Genomic DNA, 16,264 nt, shown 5'->3' on the forward strand with positions numbered 1-16,264 from the left:
GGTCGCCGGGGCTGACGTGAGAGACGTTCAGAGTAAGGTGCCCCCGGCCGTTCTATGGGAGAGCGTCGTAGACAGAGTCCGGCCACGGCTCGACGTGCCCTGCCCACGGGTCGTGGTCGCCTTGGACGGTGTACTGGTTAACCGGCCCGGCGAATCTGTTCGGGCCCGGCTGCGGGGGCTCGGGGTAGTGGGATGTGTCCTGGCCCCAGGCGACGAGTCGGTCGACGGCATACCACCTGTAGGGAGTGTCGCGGGCGGCGAGTTGGTGGACTGCGTTGGTCAGGGCCGGGACGTGCCGTGTCGGCGTCGAGTCGGTCAGCAGAGGCAGGATCGCGCAGAGGGCGGCGTCGCGGACCTCCTGCTCACCGTCGCTGAGGAACGGGTGGACCGCGTCGTAGAGGGCTGGGCGGATCGTGAGGAAGGCGTCGATGTCTTCCTGGGCGCCGGGCGGCCACTCGGGCGGATGGTTCGTGTTCTGGGCAGTGTCCCCGAGCCAGTCGAGCAGAAGCACCCGCAGCGAGGACAGCTTCTCGCCGTGCAGTTCGATCTCCCAGGGCCTCTGCGGGGTCACCCTCGCCACTGTCCGTGGATCGCCCAGGACCGCAGCGACGAACAACGCCGCCGGTGCCGTGGCGCTGTAGAAGGTTCCCTGGTGTGTCACCGCCTCGGACAGCTCCCGCACCGCTGTGCCCCGGACCCGCGGATCGTCGTCGAGCAGCTGCCGAAGGATCACCGGCGTCGTCGGAGCCACGTTCGGGCAGCAGTGCTCCACCGCGTTCCAGTCCGTCCGCAGCAACAGCGCCCGCACCTTCACGAGGCCGGAACTCCCACCCTCATTCGTCATCCGGCGAGTGTGGCAGTCGACTCGCACACGCCGGCTCTGGGGCTGCGGTCCGATCACGCGGCGCTCGGCCTGTCCGCCGCTGGCGGCGGCGGTGCTGTGCCCATCGCGGTGTGACGGGCAGCAGAAAGGGCCGTCGGCCGTACCCCCGGAGGGACACGGCCGACGGCCCACAGGCGGCCCAGGTGAGAGAGGCGAACCCCTCTGACCTGCGGCAGTCCTAGATGTCGAAGTACAGCTCGAACTCGTGCGGGTGCGGCCGCAGCTGGATCGGGGCGATCTCGTTCGTGCGCTTGTAGTCGATCCAGGTCTCGATCAGGTCCGACGTGAAGACGCCGCCCGCCTGGAGGTACTCGTTGTCCGCCTCCAGGGCGTCGAGCACGGCCGGGAGGGACGTCGGGACCTGCTGGACGTTGGCGTGCTCCTCGGGAGCCAGCTCGTAGAGGTCCTTGTCGATCGGCTCGGCCGGCTCGATCTTGTTCTTCACGCCGTCCAGGCCCGCCATCAGCAGCGCGGAGAACGCGAGGTACGGGTTGGAGGACGGGTCCGGGGCGCGGAACTCGACGCGCTTGGCCTTCGGGTTCGAGCCGGTGATCGGGATGCGCATCGCGGCGGAGCGGTTGCGCTGCGAGTACACCATGTTGACCGGGGCCTCGAAGCCGGGGACCAGGCGGTGGTAGGAGTTCACCGTCGGGTTGGTGAACGCCAGCAGCGACGGGGCGTGCTTCAGGATGCCGCCGATGTAGTAGCGGGCGGTGTCCGACAGGCCGGCGTAACCCTGCTCGTCGTAGAAGAGCGGCGAGCCGCCCTGCCACAGCGACTGGTGCACGTGCATGCCCGAGCCGTTGTCGCCGAAGATCGGCTTCGGCATGAAGGTCGCGGTCTTGCCGTTGCGCCAGGCGACGTTCTTCACGATGTACTTGAAGAGCATCAGGTCGTCGGCCGCGGCGAGCAGCGTGTTGAACTTGTAGTTGATCTCCGCCTGGCCGGCCGTGCCGACCTCGTGGTGCTGGCGCTCGACCTGGAGGCCGTTCTTGTCCAGCTCCAGGGAGATCTCGGCCCGCAGGTCGGCGAAGTGGTCCACCGGCGGGGCCGGGAAGTAGCCGCCCTTGTAGCGGACCTTGTAACCCCGGTTGTTCTCCACCGCACCGGTGTTCCAGGCGCCGGCCTCGGAGTCGATGTGGTAGAAGCTCTCGTTCGCCGACGTCTGGAAGCGGACGTTGTCGAAGACGTAGAACTCGGCCTCCGGGCCGAAGTACGCGGTGTCCGCGATGCCGGTCGAGGCGAGGTAGGCCTCGGCCTTCTTGGCGATGTTGCGCGGGTCACGGCTGTACTGCTCGCCCGTGATCGGGTCGTGGATGAAGAAGTTGATGTTGATCGTCTTGTCGCGGCGGAAGGGGTCCACCCGAGCCGTCGACAGGTCCGCGCGCAGCGCCATGTCCGACTCGTGGATGGCCTGGAAGCCGCGGATCGACGAACCGTCGAAGGCCAGTTCCTCGGCCGGGTCGAAGGACGCAGCCGGGATCGTGAAGTGCTGCATCACCCCGGGCAGGTCGCAGAACCGGACATCGATGAACTTGACGTCGTTGTCCGCGACGTACTTCTGCACTTCGTCGGCGTTCTGGAACATCCAACTCCTCCTCCTCCCGACCCGGGAGGGGCGGGGGTTGTGTAGCTCGTGGTGCGGCCAGTGCGGTGGCGCACGCTGGACCCGACCATAGGCAGGCCCGATTTCTCAAGCGTGACCCATTTGTTTCGCCCAAGTTAACCGGGGCGGTGGTGGGCGGCATCTCAGCGGCGGTCTCCGTGCGGCTGTTTCCGTGCCCCGCCCGGCCGGGCCCAAACCCGGGCGCAGTACCGTGGACGGGTGGACAACAGGCAAGCAATCGGATCGTGGCTCTCGGGGCCCCGCGCGGCCGCCGAGGAGATGGGCGCCGACTTCGGCTACCGGGGCAAGGGCCTCGGGCTGCCCGAGGAGGGCCCCGGCTCCATCGCGCCGCTCGGCCGGCGCTTCGGAGCCGTCTTCATCGACTGGACCCTCTGCATGCTGATCGCATACGGGCTGTTCGCTCGCGGTGACCAGCAGGCGGCGGGGAACTGGGCGCTCGGGATCTTCCTCGTGATGAGCCTGCTGACCGTCGGCACCATCGGCTGCACCCCCGGGAAGCGGCTGCTGGGCGTGCGCGTGGTCGCCGACGACGGCGGGCGGCTCGGGTTCGTGCGCGTGGCCGTGCGGACCGTGCTGCTCCTGCTCGTCATCCCCGCGCTCGTCTGGGACCGCGACGGTCGCGGCCTGCACGACCGGCTGTCGCGGTCCGTTCAGGTCCGGATGTGACGACCTCTCCCGCGCACCCCTGAGACGTGCGCCCATGCGAAACGGGGCGGCCCCGGACCTGTCGAGGTCCCGGGGCCGCCCCGTTCTTCACGTCCGGCGCGGTCAGCGCATCTTTCCGCCGCGCGGCATCCGCATGCCCTTCGGCATCGGGCCCTTCGGCAGCGGCATGTTGCTCATCAGGTCGCCCATCGCGCGCAGCCGGTCGTTGGTGGTGGTCACCTGCGGGCCGGTCAGGACGCGGGGGAGCTTCAGCATCTTGGTGCGGACCTTCTTCAGGGGCACCTGACCCTCGCCGTTGCCGACGATGATGTCGTGCACCGGCACGTCCACCACGATGCGGGCCATCTTCTTCTTCTCGGCCGCCAGCAGGCCCTTCACCCGGTTCGGGTTGCCCTCGGCCACCAGGACGATGCCGGCCTTGCCGACCGCCCGGTGGACGACGTCCTGGCTGCGGTTCATCGCCACCGCGGGGGTGGTCGTCCAGCCGCGTCCGATCCGGTCCAGGACGGCGGCCGCCGCTCCGGGCTGGCCCTCCATCTGACCGAAGGCCGCCCGCTCGGCGCGTCGGCCGAAGACGATCGCCATCGCGAGGACGGCCAGGACGAAGCCCAGGATGCCCAGATAGACCGGGTGGCCGATCGCGAAGCCGATGCCGAGGAGGACACCGAACGTGACGATCCCGACACCCGCGACGACAAGACCGATCTTGCTGTCGGTCCGCCTGGTCATCTTGTAGGTCAGGGCGATCTGCTTGAGTCGCCCCGCGTTCTCGGCGCTGTCCGCGCCTTCAGTTTTTGCCTTCCTCGCCATGTACTGAAGTTTACGTGGCGAGGGAGCGACCCAGGAACGTGGGAGCGGTCCGGGTACGCGCGAGCGACCCCGGGACGGGGGAGCGGCCCGGCGGCGGCCTAGGAGCGGTGGTCGGCCACCGCGTCCAGCACGTGCTGGGCCTCCACCCGGTCCTTGGCGCGGCGGCGGTCCTCCAGGACGGCCGTCCAGGCGTTGCGGCGGGCGGTGCGCTGGCCGCCGCTCAGCAGCAGCGACTCGACGGCGCGCAGTGCGGTGGTGACGGACGGAAGGGCGTGGGCGCGGACCGGTGCGGCCTGCATCGTGGTGTTCCCCCTCGGAAACGACGCGCCCCAAGGGCGCGGATGAGGATGAGTACGGGAAGCAGTGACGGCGGCGGCTGCCGGAGTCGCTGCCGCACGTGTACCCAGGGTCACTGCTCGGTGTTACCAGCGCGTGACCGGGTGGTCAAACACCAATGAAGCCCTGATTCCGTCGGAGCGCACGCCGAAGCGGTCCGTACGCGTCCCTCACCTGCGGGGAGCGTACGGACCGCTTCGGTCATACGGTTACGGCGTGCCGGCCGCTCGTGAGCGGATTCACACGGCCGGTGCGGCCTGGACGGCCGCGGTGGCGGCCCCGGCGGCGACACCGCGCGCGTCCATCGCCTGCTGGAAGAGACGCCCCGCGCGGTACGAGGACCGCACGAGCGGACCCGACATCACGCCGGAGTAGCCGATCGCGTCGGCCTCGTCCTTCAGCTCGACGAACTCCATCGGCTTCACCCAGCGCTCGACCGGGTGGTGCCGTACGGAGGGGCGTAGGTACTGCGTAATCGTGATGAGCTCGCAACCCGCGTCGTACAGGTCCTGGAGCGCCTCGCTGACTTCCTCGCGGGTCTCGCCCATGCCGAGGATGAGGTTCGACTTGGTCACCAGACCGGCCTCGCGGGCCCGGGTGATGACCTCCAGGGAACGCTCGTAACGGAAACCGGGGCGGATCCGCTTGAAGATCCGCGGCACCGTCTCCACGTTGTGCGCGAGCACCTCGGGGCGCGAGGAGAAGACCTCGGCGAGCTGCTCGGGCTCAGCGTTGAAGTCGGGGATCAGCAGCTCGACCTTGGTCGCGCCGGCCTCCCGCTCCGCGGTGAGCGTGTGGATCTGGCGGACGGTCTCCGCGTACAGCCAGGCGCCGCCGTCCTCCAGGTCGTCGCGGGCGACGCCGGTGATGGTGGCGTAGTTCAGGTCCATCGTGACGACGGACTCGCCGACGCGGCGGGGCTCGTCACGGTCCAGCGCCTGCGGCTTGCCCGTGTCGATCTGGCAGAAGTCGCAGCGCCGGGTGCACTGGTCGCCGCCGATGAGGAAGGTGGCCTCGCGGTCCTCCCAGCACTCGAAGATGTTGGGACAGCCCGCCTCCTGGCAGACCGTGTGCAGGCCCTCACCCTTCACCAGCTGCTGGAGCTGCTTGTACTCGGGGCCCATCTTCGCCCGCGTTTTGATCCACTCGGGCTTGCGCTCGATGGGGGTCTGGCTGTTCCGGACCTCCAGGCGCAGCATCTTGCGCCCGTCGGGTGCGACAGCGGACACTCCGGCTCCCCTTTGCTCTCTGCTGCGTTGGATTCGCGTCGGGTTCGCGTGGGATGCGCGAGCGATGCGCGAGGGATTCACTTTGGAATCTTCGGCGAACACCAGGGTACGCCCCTACATCGAACGGCCTTACGTCTGGCCAACCTGCGGCCGACGGGGCCTATTCCCCGGACGGGCTACTGGCTGGTACGGCCAGGGGTTCCCGGCCGGCACGGCCGCGGCTCCTCACGCCGGGACCGAGGCCTGCGGCTCCGGGGCCGAAGCCTCAGGCCGCTCGATCTCGCGCGGTGCGAGGTCCGCGTTCTCCAGGATGTCCCGCAGGTGCTTCTCGACGACCGGCAGCACCTCCTCGATGGTGATCTCCCGGCCCAGCTCGTTGGAGAGGGACGTCACCCCCGCGTCCCGGATGCCGCACGGGACGATCCGGTCGAACCAGGTGTTGTCCGGGTTCACGTTGAGCGCGAAGCCGTGCATCGTGACGCCCTTGGCGACCCGGATGCCGATCGCGGCCAGCTTGCGGTCCTCGCGGCGCTGGCCCGCGTTGGACGGGGCGTACTCCGGGCCGTTCAGCCGCGCGTCGAACTCCTCGTCCTGGAGCCTCGGGTCGAAGTCCAGCGAGAGCCCGCCCAGCGCCTGGCGCTGCTCCACCGGGTCGCCGAGCACCCAGACCCCGCTGCGGCCCTCCACCCGGGAGGTCTCCACGCCGAAGTCCGCGGCCGTGAGGATCAGCGCGTCCTCCAGCCGGCGCACATGCGCGACGACGTCGACCGGACGCGGCAGCTTCTGGATCGGGTAGCCGACGAGCTGGCCCGGACCGTGCCAGGTGATCTTCCCGCCCCGGTCCACGTCGATGACGGGGGTGCCGTCGAGTGGACGCTCGCTGTCCGCCGTGCGGCGACCCGCGGTGTAGACGGGCGGGTGTTCCAGGAGCAGACAGGTGTCCGGGACCCGGTCCTCGAACCGGTCCGCGTGCACCTCGCGCTGCTTCTGCCAGGCCTCCGTGTATTCGACGGCCTGTTCGCCGAAGCCCAGACGGACGAACCGCAGCTCGCTCACCGATGCCTCCCTCTGTGGGCCCCGCAGGCCCGGAGGGGTGTCCCCGGGATGACGGTGCCCTGCACTGATCGCGCCCGCATCCACTGTACGACCGTCGCCCGAACGGCCCCCCGGCAGGTGGAACGGCCGCCTCACGGGCCCGCCGGTCGCGCGCACTCACGTGTCGGGCGTTTCCGTCAGCTCCGTCCGGAATCCTCACACGATCGGATGAACGTGGAGCAAAGGGTGGCAGTGACCGCCCCGGTGGCCGCTAAATTCGCGCCGTTCCCATGAGGGCTGCCCGGCCGGCCCCGAAGGCAGGAGACCGTACAGCTGATGTCGGAACGACCCTCGCAGCGCACGCCCAACCGCCGACTCGCCTCACTCATCGCGGAAGCCGGGTTCTCCCACGCGGGCCTCGCCCGCCGGGTCGATCAGCTCGGCCTCGAACACGGCCTCGACCTGCGGTACGACAAGACCTCGGTCACCCGCTGGCTGCGGGGGCAGCAGCCGCGCGGCACCACGCCCGCGCTGATCGCCGAGGTGTTCACCCGGCGGCTCGGCAGACGGCTCTCCGCGCAGGACCTCGGGCTCGACGCCTGCGCGCCCGTCTACGCGGGACTGGAGTTCGCGGCCACCCCCGCCGAGGCGGTCGACATCGTCAGCGGCCTGTGGCGCAAGGACTCCGGTACGCACACGGAGCTGCGCAAGATCGCCTTCACGCCCGCCGGACTCGTCGTCCCCAGCCGCGACTGGCTGATCGGCCGGGCCGACGAACGGGTGGCCCGGGACGGCGGAGCCGGCCGCCGCACCGGGGGAGAGGCCGGAGCGGCCCCCGCGCCGGGGCGTACGGACGGGGCGCCGCGCACCGAGCCCCGGAACCTGCCGCGCCCGCCCGCCGGACCCCAGCGGCCCACGCCGTCGGGGCCCGCCGCGACGCACCCGCCCGCGACGCACCCGCCCGCCGCCGGTACGCACCCCGGGGGCGGGGCGCTGCCCGTGGTCCCGCGCCAGCGCCAGACCGACCGCGGCCCCGGCCAGCGGGTCGGCTCCGGGGACATCGCCGCGCTGCGCTCGGTCGGCGAGCTCTTCCGCACCCTGGACCACGCCTACGGCGGCGGTCACGCCCGGCAGGTCCTCGTGCGGTATCTGGAACACGAGGCCGAGCCGATGCTCCGGGGCACGTACGGCGAGGCCGCCGGGCGGCGGCTGTTCGCCGCGGTGGCCGACCTGACCCGGCTGGCCGGCTGGACCTCGTACGACATCGCCGCCCACGGCCTCGCCCAGCGGTACTTCGTCCAGTCGCTCCGGCTCGCCCAGGCCGCCGGGGACCGCGGTTACGGCGCCTATGTACTGCTCACCATGAGCCGGCAGGCCGTCTACCTCGGGCACGGCCGGGAAGCCGTCCAGCTCGCCCGCGTCGCCCAGCAGGGCATCGGCTCGGCCGCCCCGCCGCTCGTCCAGACGCTGCTGCACGCGGTCGAGGCGCGCGGCCACGCGGTGCTCGGCGAGGCGCGCTCCTGCACCGCCGCCCTGACCCGCGCCGAACACGCCCTGGAGACCGCGCGCCCCGGCGACGAGGTGCCGCACTGGGCCCGCACCTTCGACGAGGCGCAGCTCGCCGACGAGCTGAGCCACTGCCACCGCGACCTCCAGCAGTACCGGGCCGCCGCCCAGCACGCCGAGCGGTCGCTCGCGCTGCGCGCCCCGGCGTACGCCCGCAGCAGACTGTTCTGCCGGGTGGTCCTCGCCTCGGCCCGCCTCGGCCTCGGCGAACTGGAGCAGGCCTGCCAGCTCGGTGCGGAGGCGGCCCAGCAGGCGGCCGAGATGCGTTCGGTGCGCGCCACGGAGTACGTCCGCGCCTTCGAGCGCAGCCTGGAGCCGTACCGGGACGCGGTCGCCGTACGCGGCTACCGCGACCGGGTCGCGGCCCTCGGCTGAGCCCGCAGAGGCCGGGCGGGACGGGCGACACGGACCCGGGGCCCGTAGGGCCTGTCGTCAAACTGCCGTCTGCCGCGCGACGCCTGGCACGCACGCTACGGCGACCGCGTCACGCCGCCTCCGGCAGCCCCGGCCTCACGCCGCCCGGGGCAGGCTTCCCTCATGAGTGCCCGGGACGGCCAGGTCGGTGAGGATCGCCTCCGCGGCCCGGCGGCCCGAGTGCAGCGCGCCCTGGACCGTGCTCGTGTCGCGGTGGTCGCCGCACACGTACAGCCCGGCCAGCACCCGCACCGGGCGGCGCGGATCGTGCGGGGCCTCCATCGCGGGCACCGCCTCCGGGTCGTGATGGGCCGCCAGCAGCTCCCAGCCGTTTGTGGCGACGCCGTACAGCGCCGCCAGATGCGCCCGCACCGAGCGGTCCAGGTCCGGCGGCGGGGTCCCGAGCACCGTCGAGGTGATCAGCGCCCGGCCCTCCGGCGCACGCGAGGGGTCCACCTCGCTCATCACCGAGGTGTACGCCACCGGGCCCGACCGGTCGCCGTCCAGCACCAGCGACCTGCCCGTGGGCGGCGCGGCCGGCGCCGTGTGGTGAAGGACCGTCACCGGGCGGAAGGACGGCACCCGCAGCCCGGGCAGCAGCTCGGCCGCGGCGCCCGCCCCGGTCGCCAGCAGCAGGGAGCGGCACCCCAGCTCGCCGTGCTCCTTGGTGCGTACGGAGGTGATGTCGGCGGCCGTCACATGCACCCCGGTCCGGACCGTGTCCGGCGGCAGCGCGGCCGCCAGCAGTTCCGGCAGCGCGGCCGATCCGCCCGCCGGTACGCACAGGCCGCCGCGCGCGTAGTCCCGCAGCGCCAGATCGGCGGACCGGCTCGACGTGGTGAGGGCCGGGTCGCTGAGCAGCGCGGCGAGCAGCGGGCGCAGGATGCCGTCCACCGTACGGCCGGGCAGCCCCACGCCCGCCAGGGCCTCGGCGGCGAGACGCTCCGGCCGGGCCAGCAGCCGGGCCTCCGGGGTGAGGGCCAGCCGGTGCAGCGCCGCGCCCAGCCGGGCCCGGTCGATCGCGCCGGTCACCACCCCGCCCCGGCCGCCACCCCGCCCCGGAGCACCGGGCTCGTGCCCGTACGCGCCGTGCGCCGAACCGGCGGCCCCGGAGACCGCAGGAGCCCCGGAAGCCGCGGAGCCCCGGAGAGCGCGGGGCGTGCGCGGAGCGCGATGGACCCAGGGGGCGCTCGATCGGGTGCGTGCTGCCCTGAGTGCGCCCCTCGCGCTCCGTATGTCGCCGGTGAGATGGCGGCGCCCCTCGCTGTGCACCAGGACCCCCGGCGCGAACTCCCGCAGCTCCGGGGTGCCGAGCCCCGGGGTGCCGGTCAGCTCGGGCCAGGAGGTGCAGAGCAGCGGGCCGAGGCGGTCGAGCCGGAACCCGTCCACCTCGTCGGTGGCGAGCCGCCCGCCCACCCGGGGCGCGGCCTCCAGGACACTGACGCCGAGCCCTGCCCCGGTCAGCAGGTGGGCCGCTGACAGGCCGGCTATTCCGGCCCCGATGATGATCACGTCTGCGTGATGTGCCGTGCTGCGCACGTGCCCCTCCCCGAGTCGGTGCGACTGGTGGGGGGTTCTTGCCCCCAACAGGCCCCCGGAAAGCCGGAGTTCGCATCGAGGCTAGGAGGATGGCTGATACTCGGTCAGACGCGCGCCGGGGAGCACCGGGGCACGGGGTCGCACACGGGTCCGCCCGGATCAGCGCAGTGCGGCGCGGATCGCCCCGTCGATGTCGGGGAAGGCGAACGAGAAGCCGGAGTCCAGCAGCTTCGCCGGGATCACCCGCTGACTGCCCAGCACGTCCTCCGCGAACTCCCCGAGCACCAGCTTCAGCGCGGGCGCCGGCGCCGGGAACAGCGTGGGGCGGCGCAGCACCCGGCCCATGGCGGCGGTCACCTCGGCGTTGGTGACCGGCCTCGGCCCGGTCAGGTTCACCGGCCCGGCCAGCGACTCCGTGTCCAGGATGTGGCGCAGCGCCGCGACATGGTCGTGCAGGGCGATGAAGCTCCAGTACTGGCGGCCGTTGCCCAGCTTCCCGCCGAGGCCCGCCTTGAACAGCGGGAAGAGCCGGCCCCAGGCGCCGCCCTCGCGCCCGACGACCAGCCCGGTCCGGGCGTGCACGGTGCGCACCCCCGCCTCCTCGGCGGCGGCGGTGGCCGCTTCCCACTCCTCGCAGACCGACGGGAGGAACCCGTGCCCGGGCGGCGCGCTCTCGTCCACCGGGGAGCTCCCGGTGTCGCCGTAGAAGCCGATCGCGGACCCGGAGAGCAGGACCCGGGGCGGGGTGTCGAGCGAGGCGACCGCCTCGGCGACGGCGGCGGTTCCCAGGACCCGGCTGTCCCGGATCTCCCGCTTGTAGTCCTCGGTCCAGCGGTGGTCGCCCACCCCCGCCCCGGCCAGGTGCACGATCGCGTCGCAGCCGACGAGGCCGGCCACGTCCACGTAACCCCGCTGGGGGTCCCACTCGACCTCGTCGCCGGTTCTGGCGGGCCGTCGCACCAGGCGGGCCACCTCGTGCCCGTCGGCGCGCAGCGAGCGCACCAGCGCCGCTCCGATGAGTCCGGACGATCCGCTGACGGCGATACGGGAGCTCGGCATGGGCCCATCCTGCCCCATCAAACGCCTCGAACACCGGGAACACCCCATGACACAGTGACCCCATGGTCGCCCCCGTACTCCGCCCCGTCCGCCCCGCCGTACCCGCCGACGACGACGCGCTCGCCGAACTCGACCGGTCCACCTGGTCGACGCTGCACGCGGTCCTGCCGAGGCCGGCGCCTCCGTACGAGCCCTTCTTCGACGAGGGGCACGGGCCGGAGGACTTCCTCGTGGTGGAGGCGGAGACGCCGGACGGGCAGGCGGGCATCGCCGGGTACATCCGGCTCGTCCCGCCCACCCCCCTCGCCTCCAACGCCCACGTCCGCCAGATACGGGGTCTCGCCGTGGCGACCTGGGCGCGCGGGGCCGGGGTGGGGAGGACCCTGGTGCGCGCCGCGTGCGCCGAGGCCCGCCGCCAGGGCGCCAACCGGATCACGCTGCGGGTGCTCGGCCACAACACCCCCGCCCGCGCGCTCTACGCCTCCGAGGGCTTCGCCGTCGAAGGGGTGCTGCCCGGGGAGTTCTTCCTGAACGGGGCCTACGTCGACGACGTCTGCATGGGCCGCTCGCTCGGCCCCGTCTGACGCCCCCGGGTCAGCGCGGCCCGAAGCGGTCCCACAGCTCGGGGAAGCGGGCGGCGAGCGCCCCCTCGTCCTCGAAGTCGACCGGGTTGCCCAGCGGCTCGGCGGGCTGCGGCGGCAGCCCCAGGTCGGGCGCGACCACGCCGGTGAGCTGTTCGTACGCCTCGTCGGCCGCGTAGCCCAGCTCCTCGCCGTCCCCGTCGATCTCCTCGTCGAAGTCGTCCAGCAGCTCCGCCAGGGCGTCCGGATCGTGCAGCGCCCCCTCGAAGACCTCCCGGCCCTGGCCGATCAGCCAGCAGCGGAACCAGTCGAAGGCGTCGTCGCTCGCCCCGCCCAGCAGCACGGCAGCGGCGCCCCACAGGTCCCAGGCGTAGGCGCGGTTGTAGCGGGCCTCGAAGTGCCGGGCGAAGTCCAGCACGGAATCGGGATCGAGCTGCGTCAGCCGTTCCACCAGCAGGTCGGCATGGTCCTCGGGGTCGCCGTCGGCGGCCTCGCGGGTGCTGTCGATGATCTCCCAGAATTCCGTTTCGTCCATCACGGGTCCAGCATCCAGCCTGCCGGGGGCTCCCGCACGCGCAGACGCCGAATTGAAGCCTTTCAGCGATACAACTCGCGCAGGCGTTCGGCCGCTTCGGTGAACCGCGCCCGCAGCCCCTCGGGCGCCACCACCTCCAACTCGGGCCCCAGCGCCAGCAGCTGGCCGTACGCCACGTCCAGGGATTCCACCGGCAGCGTCAGCGTCCGCCACCCGTCCGGGCCCGGCTCCGAGGCCTCCGCGAGGGCCGCCGCGGCCGCCGCCCGGTCACCTGCGTACGCGAGCATCCGCCCACCGCGCTCGGACACCCGTACGGTGACCTCCGTACGCAGCAGGGACCGGGCGAACGCGTCGGCCCGCTCCGTCCAGAACCCGGGCAGGTCGAAGCCCTCGTCCCGCTCGAAGCGCTCCTCGGCCGCCTCCACGGCGGTGAAGCGGTCGATCCGGTAGACCCGGAAGTCCTCGCCCGCCCGGGCGCAGAGGTACCAGATCCCCGCCTTGAGGACGAGACCGTACGGAGCGAGCTCCCGCGCCACCTCCGCCCCCGTGTGGTCGCGGCCCCCTCCCCGGCGGTAGCGGACCCTCAGCAGCCGGTCGTCCCAGACCGCGTCGGCGATCGCCGGCAGCAGCTCGGGGGTCTCCGGCTCGTGGTACCAGGAGGGCGCGTCCAGATGGAAGCGGCGGGCGGCGGAGGACGAGGCGTCGCGCAGGGAGGGCATGAGCGCCGCCGACACCTTGAGGCGGGCCGCCGACGCCGCGTCCTCCAGGCCCATCTCGCGCAGTGCGGCGGGCAGCCCGGAGAGGAACAGCGCCTCCGCCTCGTCCCGGGCGAGACCGGTCAGCCGGGTGCGGTAGCCGCCGACGAGCCGGTAGCCGCCGGCCCGGCCGCGCTCCGCGTACACCGGGACGCCCGCGTCGGACAGCGCCTGCGCGTCCCGGGTGACCGTACGCTCCGACACCTCCAGCTCGGCCGCCAGCTCGGCGGCGGTCATCGCGGGGCGGGCCTGCAGGAGCAGCACCATCTTGATCAGCCGGGCAGCACGCATGACCCCATTGTGGCGGCGGCGAAAACCCCCGGCCGCCGGGGCGGAAGCGCTGTCGGGCACTTCCGCCCCGGCGACCGGGGGTCAGGTCACGCCGACGGCTCAGAGGCCGTAGCGCTCCCGGGCCTCCTTGACCGCCGAGGCCGGGACCTCGCCGCGCTTGGCGAGCTGGGCCAGCGAGGCCACCACGATCGACTGCGCGTCGACACCGAAGTGGCGGCGGGCCGCGTCGCGGGTGTCGGAGAGGCCGAAGCCGTCCGTACCGAGCGAGGACCAGTCCTGCTCCACCCACTGGCTGATCTGGTCCGGGACCTGGCGCATCCAGTCGCTGACCGCGAGCACCGGGCCCGGCGCGCCGGAGAGCGCCTGCGTCACGTACGGCACCTGCTGCTCACCGCGGAGCAGCGCCTCGTCGGCCGCCAGCGCGTCGCGGCGCAGCTCGCCCCACGAGGTGGCCGACCAGACGTCGGCCGTGACGCCCCAGTCGGCGGCCAGCAACTCCTGGGCCTCCAGGGCCCAGTGGATCGCCGTACCGGAGGCCAGCAGCTGGAGGCGCGGCGCGTCCGCCGAGGCCGGGGTGCCCTCCTTGAAGCGGTACAGGCCCTTGACGATGCCCTCCTCGACGCCCTCGGGCATCGCGGGCTGGGGCTTCGGCTCGTTGTAGACCGTCAGGTAGTAGAAGACGTCCTCGGCGTCGGGGCCGTACATCCGGCGCAGACCGTCCTTGACGATCACCGCCACCTCGTACGCGAACGCCGGGTCGTAGTTGAGCGAGGCCGGGTTGGTGGCCGCGATCAGGTGCGAGTGGCCGTCCGCGTGCTGGAGGCCCTCACCCGTCAGGGTCGTCCGGCCCGCCGTGGCGCCGACGATGAAGCCCTTGCCGAGCTGGTCGGCGAGCTGCCACATCTGGTCGCCGGTGCGCTGCCAGCCGAACATCGAGTAGAAGATGTAGAACGGGATCATCGTCTCGCCGTGCGTCGCGTACGACGTGGCGGCGGCGATGAAGTCGGCCATGGCGCCGGCCTCGGTGATCCCCTCGTTGAGGATCTGGCCGTCCTTGGCCTCCTTGTAGTACATCAGCTGGTCGCGGTCGACCGGGTCGTACGTCTGGCCCAGCGGCGAGTAGATGCCGGCCGACGGGAACAGCGACTCCATACCGAAGGTACGGGCCTCGTCCGGGACGATCGGCACCCAGCGCTTGCCGGTCTCCTTGTCCCGCATCAGGTCCTTCACCAGGCGGACGAACGCCATGGTGGTGGCCATCTCCTGCTTGCCGGACCCCTTGTACAGGGCCTTGAACGCACGCTCCTCGGGCTGCGGCAGCGGAGCCGAGGCGTGCAGCCGGCGGGCCGGGGCGGGGCCGCCGAGCGCGGCGCGGCGCTCCTGGAGGTAGCGGACCTCGGGGGAGTCGGCGCCCGGGTGGCCGTAGGGGACCAGGCCGTCCTGGAAGGCGCTGTCGGGGATCGGGAGGCCGAGCAGCTCGCGCATGCCCTTGAACTCGTCGATCGACAGCTTCTTCATCTGGTGGTTGGCGTTCTTGGACTCGAAGCCCTTGCCGAGCGTGTAGCCCTTGACCGTCTGGGCCAGGATCACGGTCGGCGCGCCCTTGTGCTCGACGGCCGCCTTGTACGCCGCGTAGACCTTGCGGGCCTCGTGGCCGCCGCGCGAGGTGTAGAAACACTCGGCGATCTTCGCGTCGGTGAGCAGTTTCGCCAGCTCGACGAGGGCGGGCTCGGTGCCGAAGAAGTGCTCGCGGATGTAGGCGACGTCGCGGGTGGCGTACGTCTGGAACTGCGCGTCCGGGACCTCGCGCAGGCGGCGCAGCAGCGCACCCTGGGTGTCCAGCTGGAGCAGCTCGTCCCAGGCGTTGCCCCAGAGCGTCTTGACGACGTTCCAGCCGGCCCCGCGGAACTGCGCCTCCAGCTCCTGGACCACGCGGAAGTTGGCGCGGACCGGGCCGTCGAGGCGCTGCAGGTTGCAGTTGATGACGAAGGTCAGGTTGTCGAGCTGCTCACGGGCCGCGAGGGCCAGGGCGGCGGTCGACTCGGGCTCGTCCATCTCGCCGTCGCCCAGGAAGGCCCAGACGTGCGAGTTGGCGGTGTCCTTGATGGAGCGGTTGGCCAGATAGCGGTTGAAGCGCGCCTGGTAGATGGCCGAGAGCGGGCCGAGGCCCATCGACACGGTGGGGAACTCCCACAGCCAGGGCAGCCGCCGCGGGTGCGGGTAGGAGGGCAGGCCCTCGCCACCGGACTCCTGGCGGAAGTTGTCGAGGTGCTGCTCGGTGAGCCGCCCGTCGAGGAAGGCGCGGGCGTAGATGCCGGGGGAGGCGTGGCCCTGGATGTAGAGCTGGTCGCCGGAGCCGTCCCCCTCCTTGCCGCGGAAGAAGTGGTTGAAGCCGGTCTCGTAGAGCCAGGCCGCCGAGGCGAAGGTGGCGATGTGGCCGCCGACCCCGTACCGGGCGCCCCGGGTCACCATCGCGGCCGCGTTCCAGCGGTTCCACGCGGTGATCTTCGACTCCATCTCCAGGTCGCCGTCGAACGCGGGCTCGGCGGCGGTCGGGATGGTGTTGACGTAATCGGTCTCCAGCAGCTTGGGCAGCGCGAGACCGGCGCCCTCGGCGTGCTGCAGCGAGCGGCGCATCAGGTACGCGGCGCGGTGCGGGCCGGCAGCCTTGGTGACGGCGTCCAGGGAGGCCGCCCATTCGGCGGTCTCCTCGGGGTCACGGTCCGGGAGCTGGTCGAGCTCGCTCGGAAGCTTTCCTACGGGGTCGGTCATGATCGCCGCCTTCCGGAGAGGAGGGGGGTGGAGAAGGCTCTATCTGGCAGGACAGAGCGATGGGGCCGGTGGGCCCGCGAAATGAACTGTAAGGCGCTGATCGATGATCGATCAAAGGATTGAAGGCAAAACTTCTCGATACGAAGAAAAGTGGCATGGGGTGCCT

General features: G+C 72.2%; 14 protein-coding genes. 3 read left to right on the plus strand and 11 right to left on the minus strand.

Annotation, left to right across the window (positions count from 1 at the left end):
- Nucleotides 1-52: 52 nt before the first annotated feature.
- Both IE140_RS08270 and glnA read right to left on the minus strand, forming a co-directional pair.
- Nucleotides 53-844 (minus strand): hypothetical protein, encoded by a 792-nt coding sequence (locus IE140_RS08270; protein ID WP_150196476.1) that lies wholly within the window; start codon nt 842-844, stop codon nt 53-55.
- A 217-nt stretch (nt 845-1,061) separates the two neighbouring features.
- On the minus strand, nt 1,062-2,471 hold the full coding sequence (gene glnA, locus IE140_RS08275) for a type I glutamate--ammonia ligase (protein WP_093439729.1): 1,410 nt from the start codon (nt 2,469-2,471) through the stop codon (nt 1,062-1,064).
- 297 nt (nt 2,472-2,768) lie between these two features.
- Between glnA and IE140_RS08280 the strand changes: the two genes are divergently transcribed.
- Entirely contained in the window at nt 2,769-3,176 is a 408-nt protein-coding gene (locus IE140_RS08280) for an RDD family protein (protein ID WP_032776310.1), read from the plus strand.
- Nucleotides 3,177-3,278: 102 nt separating this feature from the next.
- Here the strand turns inward: IE140_RS08280 and IE140_RS08285 are convergent, their stop codons facing one another.
- The 4 genes from IE140_RS08285 to lipB form a co-directional block, all read right to left on the minus strand.
- Nucleotides 3,279-3,986 (minus strand): DUF4191 domain-containing protein, encoded by a 708-nt coding sequence (locus tag IE140_RS08285; RefSeq protein WP_006123960.1) that lies wholly within the window; start codon nt 3,984-3,986, stop codon nt 3,279-3,281.
- Between the two features lie 98 nt (nt 3,987-4,084).
- Nucleotides 4,085-4,285, minus strand: a complete 201-nt coding sequence (locus IE140_RS08290; RefSeq protein ID WP_032776311.1) for an SCO2195 family GlnR-regulated protein — start codon at nt 4,283-4,285, stop codon at nt 4,085-4,087.
- Between the two features lie 276 nt (nt 4,286-4,561).
- Nucleotides 4,562-5,551, minus strand: a complete 990-nt coding sequence (gene lipA, locus IE140_RS08295) for a lipoyl synthase (RefSeq protein ID WP_032776312.1) — start codon at nt 5,549-5,551, stop codon at nt 4,562-4,564.
- A gap of 225 nt (nt 5,552-5,776) precedes the next feature.
- On the minus strand, nt 5,777-6,607 hold the full coding sequence (lipB, locus tag IE140_RS08300; RefSeq protein ID WP_150196475.1) for a lipoyl(octanoyl) transferase LipB: 831 nt from the start codon (nt 6,605-6,607) through the stop codon (nt 5,777-5,779).
- A 315-nt stretch (nt 6,608-6,922) separates the two neighbouring features.
- On the opposite strand from lipB, the gene IE140_RS08305 reads away from it, so the two are divergent.
- The gene (locus IE140_RS08305; protein ID WP_150196474.1) at nt 6,923-8,527 is read left to right on the plus strand and encodes an NsdA family TPR-like regulatory protein; all 1,605 of its coding nucleotides are present in this window, start codon (nt 6,923-6,925) and stop codon (nt 8,525-8,527) included.
- Nucleotides 8,528-8,662: 135 nt separating this feature from the next.
- Here the strand turns inward: IE140_RS08305 and IE140_RS08310 are convergent, their stop codons facing one another.
- Both IE140_RS08310 and IE140_RS08315 read right to left on the minus strand, forming a co-directional pair.
- Nucleotides 8,663-10,105, minus strand: a complete 1,443-nt coding sequence (locus IE140_RS08310) for an FAD-dependent oxidoreductase (protein WP_189460232.1) — start codon at nt 10,103-10,105, stop codon at nt 8,663-8,665.
- A 159-nt stretch (nt 10,106-10,264) separates the two neighbouring features.
- A complete protein-coding gene (locus IE140_RS08315; RefSeq protein WP_093441155.1) occupies nt 10,265-11,164 on the minus strand; it encodes a TIGR01777 family oxidoreductase in 900 nt (299 codons plus the stop codon).
- A 62-nt stretch (nt 11,165-11,226) separates the two neighbouring features.
- On the opposite strand from IE140_RS08315, the gene IE140_RS08320 reads away from it, so the two are divergent.
- Complete coding sequence (locus IE140_RS08320; RefSeq protein WP_088574170.1) at nt 11,227-11,748, plus strand: GNAT family N-acetyltransferase; 522 nt, start codon at nt 11,227-11,229, stop codon at nt 11,746-11,748.
- Between the two features lie 10 nt (nt 11,749-11,758).
- Here IE140_RS08320 and IE140_RS08325 read toward each other — a convergent pair whose 3' ends face one another.
- From IE140_RS08325 to aceE, 3 genes are all read right to left on the minus strand, one after another.
- Nucleotides 11,759-12,280, minus strand: a complete 522-nt coding sequence (locus IE140_RS08325; RefSeq protein ID WP_109178270.1) for a DUF4240 domain-containing protein — start codon at nt 12,278-12,280, stop codon at nt 11,759-11,761.
- 62 nt (nt 12,281-12,342) lie between these two features.
- The gene (locus tag IE140_RS08330; protein WP_093441150.1) at nt 12,343-13,326 is read right to left on the minus strand and encodes a helix-turn-helix transcriptional regulator; all 984 of its coding nucleotides are present in this window, start codon (nt 13,324-13,326) and stop codon (nt 12,343-12,345) included.
- Between the two features lie 99 nt (nt 13,327-13,425).
- Complete coding sequence (gene aceE / locus IE140_RS08335; protein WP_150198155.1) at nt 13,426-16,098, minus strand: pyruvate dehydrogenase (acetyl-transferring), homodimeric type; 2,673 nt, start codon at nt 16,096-16,098, stop codon at nt 13,426-13,428.
- Nucleotides 16,099-16,264: the final 166 nt, after the last annotated feature.

Origin of the sequence: Streptomyces parvus (assembly GCF_014648875.1) — a bacterium.
GTDB lineage: Bacteria > Actinomycetota > Actinomycetes > Streptomycetales > Streptomycetaceae > Streptomyces > Streptomyces parvus.